A 3107-nucleotide genomic window follows, 5' to 3' on the forward strand; every position below is an offset into this window, starting at 1 on the left:
GGACGGGGACGTACGGGTGCCCGCCGCGCACCGCCCGGGGGCCGGGCCCCCGCACGGCCCCCCGACCAGGCCTTTCGGCGCAACATCCGGGCTCCCGGGGAGCGGTGTGAGGACCCGGCTCGTACGGTCGGTTGGTATGACGGACATGCTCCGAGACCGCGCATCGGCCCCCACCCGGCGCGCCGCCCTGGCAGGACTGGTCGGTGGGGCCGGGGCCGTGCTGGCGGCGGCCGGATGCGCGCGCCCGGACGCCGCGTCCGTACGGGGTGGGCCGCCGGCCAGTCCCGCGGCGCCCTCGGGGGCTTCGCGGCCTTCGGGGGCGGCCTCGCCTTCGGCGGACAACCCCACGCCCGGCGTGATGACCCTCTTCCAGGACCCGGCCTACAACTTCAGCGTGCTCCTCGCCCTCGGCAGCTCCGGTTACGGCGCCGCCGAGGTCGGCGAGGTGCTCACCGCCGTCAACACGGTCAACGCGGCCGGGCTGTCCGCACAGACGTACACGCGGACCTTCCGCCGCCTCGGCGACCGCCTGATGGCGCCGCCGGAGCAGGGCAGGCCCGGGCGGCAGACCACCCGCTTCCGCGCGCTGCGGGCCGCGCAGTACTACGGCCAAGCGCTGTTCTTCGTCCTCGGCTCCGACGACCCCGGCAGCGAGGAGCGGCTGTACCGGGCCGGTCGGGCGGGCTGGGACCGGTTCTGCGAGTTGACCGACCCGCGGCCGGTCAAGGCGAAGGTGCCGTACGGGAAGACCCCGCTGCCGGTGTGGCTCTTCCGGCCGGAAGGTTCGAAGAAGCGGCGCCCGACGGTGATCCTCACCAACGGCAGCGACGGCCAGGATGTCGACATGTGGACGTACGGTGTCTCGGCGGCCCTGGAGCGCGGCTGGAACGCACTCGTCTACGACGGCCCGGGACAGGGGCAGTTGCTCTTCGTGGACCAGGTGGTGTTCACGCCGCGCTGGGAGAAGGTCGTCTCGCCGATCGTCGACTGGCTGGTGGCCCGTCCCGACGTGGACGCCGATCAGATCGCCCTGACCGGGCTGAGCATGGGCGGCGACCTGGCGCCCCGCGCGGCGGCCTTCGAGCAACGGATCGCCGCGCTGGTGGCGATGCCCGGCTGCCTGTCGCCGTGGCTGGGATTCCCCCCGGAGATCCGGGAGATCCTTCGGCCCAGCAAGGCGGAGACCAACGCCATCTGGAACCGGGAGGTCGTTCCCGAACTGTCCCCGGCCGAGGCCGCGACGATGAAGAAGCGGATGGAACCCTTCTCCGTACAGGCCATGCTCGACGCGCGCCAGGGGCGGATGTTCACCGACTTCTACACGCCCGCCCAGCGCGTCAGGGCGCTGGACATCACCGGCGTCGTGAGCCGCATCAAGGCGCCCACGCTGGTCCTGGACTACGAGTTCGAGCAGTTCTATCCGGGCCAGCCGCGCGAGATGTACGAGAAGCTGACCGCGCCCAAGGACTACGTGAAGCTCACCGCGGCCACCGGCGCCCAACTCCACTGCTCCCCGATGGCGCCCCAGCAGCACTGCGAGGTCGTCTTCGACTGGCTCCAGGAAACCCTCCCCAAACGCTGACCACGGCCAGGCGCCGCGGTGAGCGGGCGAACCAGCTCCGACCGCGGCCGCGGCGAGCCCCCGGACGCGGTCGGAGGCCACCGCCGGGTCAGCAGGCGGAGGGGGCCTCGCGCCGTGCCGCCCAGATGCCGCGTACGTGGCCGATGTGGCGGCGCATGAGGGCTTCGGCGGCCGGGGCGTCGCCGGAGGCGATGAGGTCGAGGAGTTCGGAGTGTTCGCGGGCCGAGGGCACCAGGGCGTCGTTCTCGGCGAGTTGGCGGGCGCCGTAGATGCGGGAGCGCAGGCGCAGGGAGCGGACGGTCTCGACGACCCGCTCGTTGCCGTCGAGGGCGAGCAGGGCGAGGTGGAACTCGAGGTCGATGGCCGCGTGGGCCGTCAGGTCGCGGTTGGCGGCGGCGCGCTCGATGCCCGTGGCCAGTGGGCGCAGGCGGTCGATCTCGGCGGGGTCGACCCCCGCCTCCGCCAGGCGCCGGATGACCGGGACCTCGATGAGCTCCCGCAGGTCGGCCAGGTCGTCCAGCTCCTTGTCGGAGAGCTCCACCACCCGGAAGCCTTTGTTCCGCAAGGGTTCGATGAGACCGTCCTTCGCGAGGTCGACCATCGCCTCGCGGACCGGCGTCGGCGAGACGCCGAACTGCGCCGCCAGGCTGGGCGCGGAGTAGACGACGCCGGGCCGCAGCTCCCCGGAGATGACCGCGCCCCGCAGCGTCTGCACGATCTCCTCCCGCAGGCTGCGCCGCCCCTGGAACGAGGGCAGCACGGGCCCCTCGACCGCCGAGGCCGCCGCACCGGCGTTCCCCGCCGAACCGGCCTTCCTGCCCGAACCGGTGCTTCCCGCTGAACCGGCGTTCCCGCTCAAACCAGTGCTTCCCGCCGAATCGGCGTTCCCCGCCGTCCTGTTGCCGATCGCCGCTCCGTCACCGGCCGCCATCCCGGTCTCCCTCCCTTTCCCCCGATCCGGCCACCGCCTCGTAGGCGGCTCCGGCCACCACCAGATCCTCCCACGCCATGCCGACACTCTTGAAAAGCCGGGGGCGCGCGGGGTCGGCCACTGCCTTGCCGCGCACCACGTCCGCCATCCCCACCAGGTCATCCGCCTCCAACAGCCCGGCCCGCAGCGGCTGGATGACGTCCCCGGCCTCGCGCAGCGCGGCGGCCCGCGCCTCGACCACCACCGTCGAGCGGCGCACGGTCGCGTCGTCCACCTCGCGGGCGTCCGGCTCGTGCGAGCCGACGGCGGTGACGGTGGCATGCGCGGCCAGCGCGGACCCGTCGAAGAGGGGCGTACGGGCGGTGGTGCAGCAGGCGACCAGGTCTGCGGCGCGGATCGCCTCCTCGACCGCCGCCTGCCCCGGGGCACACGCCTCGACCATCAGACCATCGGCCTCGAACCTCAACTCGCCCCCACCGTGCTCCAACTCACCCCCACGAACGCCCAACCAACCCTCACCAGCGCCCAGTTCAACACCACCCAAGCCCGGTTCAACACCACCCGGTCCCGGTTTGGCACCACCTCCCCGTACGC

3 protein-coding genes are annotated in these 3107 nt (G+C 73.1%); 1 reads left to right on the forward strand and 2 read right to left on the reverse strand.

Going from position 1 to position 3107, the window contains the following annotated elements; translation table 11 throughout:
* Positions 1-358: 358 nt before the first annotated feature.
* Entirely contained in the window at positions 359-1582 is a 1224-nt protein-coding gene (locus AOK16_RS24270; RefSeq protein WP_240483732.1) for an alpha/beta hydrolase family protein, read from the forward strand.
* 88 nt (positions 1583-1670) lie between these two features.
* Here the strand turns inward: AOK16_RS24270 and AOK16_RS24275 are convergent, their stop codons facing one another.
* Complete coding sequence (locus tag AOK16_RS24275) at positions 1671-2513, reverse strand: GntR family transcriptional regulator (protein ID WP_079101745.1); 843 nt, start codon at positions 2511-2513, stop codon at positions 1671-1673.
* Positions 2500-3000 carry a hypothetical protein gene (locus tag AOK16_RS24280; protein ID WP_338058504.1) on the reverse strand — a complete coding sequence of 167 codons (501 nt, stop codon included), beginning with the start codon at positions 2998-3000 and terminating at the stop codon, positions 2500-2502. Before AOK16_RS24280 ends, AOK16_RS24275 begins: the two co-directional genes overlap by 14 nt.
* Positions 3001-3107: the final 107 nt, after the last annotated feature.

It is taken from the genome of Streptomyces pathocidini, from assembly GCF_001418495.1.
Classification (GTDB): Bacteria; Actinomycetota; Actinomycetes; order Streptomycetales; family Streptomycetaceae; genus Streptomyces; species Streptomyces pathocidini.

What these genes read in the sequence shown, in the direction of transcription:
- AOK16_RS24270 (WP_240483732.1), top strand. Translation starts at nt 359, where the DNA reads ATGACCCTCTTCCAGGACCCGGCCTACAACTTCAGCGTGCTCCTCGCC.
- AOK16_RS24275 (WP_079101745.1), bottom strand. Translation starts at nt 2,513, where the DNA reads ATGGCGGCCGGTGACGGAGCGGCGATCGGCAACAGGACGGCGGGGAAC.